The organism is Acidisphaera sp. L21 (assembly GCF_009765685.1).
GTDB lineage: Bacteria > Pseudomonadota > Alphaproteobacteria > Acetobacterales > Acetobacteraceae > LMUY01.
Genome location: NZ_LMUY01000134.1, coordinates 4391 through 5434, shown reverse-complemented (window position 1 = coordinate 5434; position 1044 = coordinate 4391). Strand labels below are relative to the sequence as shown.

Sequence of the window (1044 nt, the reverse complement as noted above, 5' to 3'; positions counted from 1 at the left end):
CCCTGCTCGCCATTGCCGGGGACTTGCTGCGCCGGCGCGGCATCCATCTTGCGGTCGAAATGGTGGTCAATAATCTGGACGCTGTGCGCGAGATGGTGCGGCAGTCCCTGTGCTGCAGCGTATTCCCCTATGCCTTCGTCCGGGCAGACCACCAGGCCGGCTTGGTCGATGGCCACCGTATCACCCGGGAGGGGCTGCACCGGCGCCTGGCTATCGCCACCTCCATCCGCCGACCGCAGACGGCAGCGATGCAGGTGGTGGTAGAACTATGCCGCGCTATCATGACGACGGCGGAGCAGGAGGCCGGTTTTAGGCTGTCCGGCCAACTATCGCCACGCCGCTGATGGAGGAGATCCTGTCCGTCCAAAAGGAAACGCGCTGCTGAAGACTGGTCTTTGGGCCAAAATGGCGTGCGGGGGCTAGTTCTACTTTCTTGCGGACGGAAGCATGGGCGATGGCGTGCCCACCTTTACCGAAGCCCACGCTGGCGTAAGCCTTAAGGTTTGCCTGAATTTGGATGTGTCTCGGACCTGCTCGAGAGGAGTTGGGTAGGGATCTCGGAAACAGCGTATGGAATTGTAATTAAATCAGCGCTGCGACCGGATAGCACCGCCATTCCGGCTCGGCGTGGCGCCGGCCGTGGATGAATAGAAACCTGAGCACCGCTTTCGGGTCGGACAGCTGCGCCGGATGCGCGGCTTTCCATTCGTCGAACGTGTGCCGCAGCGCCGGCTCGTCGGCCAGCATTCGCAAGGCCGTGTCCTCAAAGACATAGGCTGCGATGGAGGTCTGCTTCTTCTCCAGTACACTGTTGAAGAACCCCCAGCGGAAGAAGCTGTCGTGCGCTTCGGGCTCCAGGGTCTCTACCGCGTAGCGGGCCTGGGGCTGGTCGAGAGGCACCAGCACATCACCCGCGCGCGCCTGAATAGCCTCGAAGTGCCTGCTTAGCAGCACCCGATCATGGAACATGTGGCCTTCGTAGGCGGTCGGGCAGATAGCGTCCGTGCTGGTGGTGGAATTTTGTTGACTGAAACGGTGTAGGCT

At 61.6% G+C, this 1044-nt stretch carries 2 protein-coding genes; one reads left to right on the top strand and one right to left on the bottom strand.

Going from position 1 to position 1044, the window contains the following annotated elements:
- The coding region (locus GSQ76_RS25160; protein ID WP_158746850.1) for a LysR substrate-binding domain-containing protein at positions 1 to 344 on the top strand (344 nt) is incomplete at its 5' end.
- Between the two features lie 238 nt (positions 345 to 582).
- On the opposite strand, the gene GSQ76_RS25155 is transcribed toward GSQ76_RS25160, so the two are convergent.
- On the bottom strand, positions 583 to 1044 hold a 462-nt coding region (locus GSQ76_RS25155; RefSeq protein WP_216851287.1), incomplete at its 5' end, for a hypothetical protein.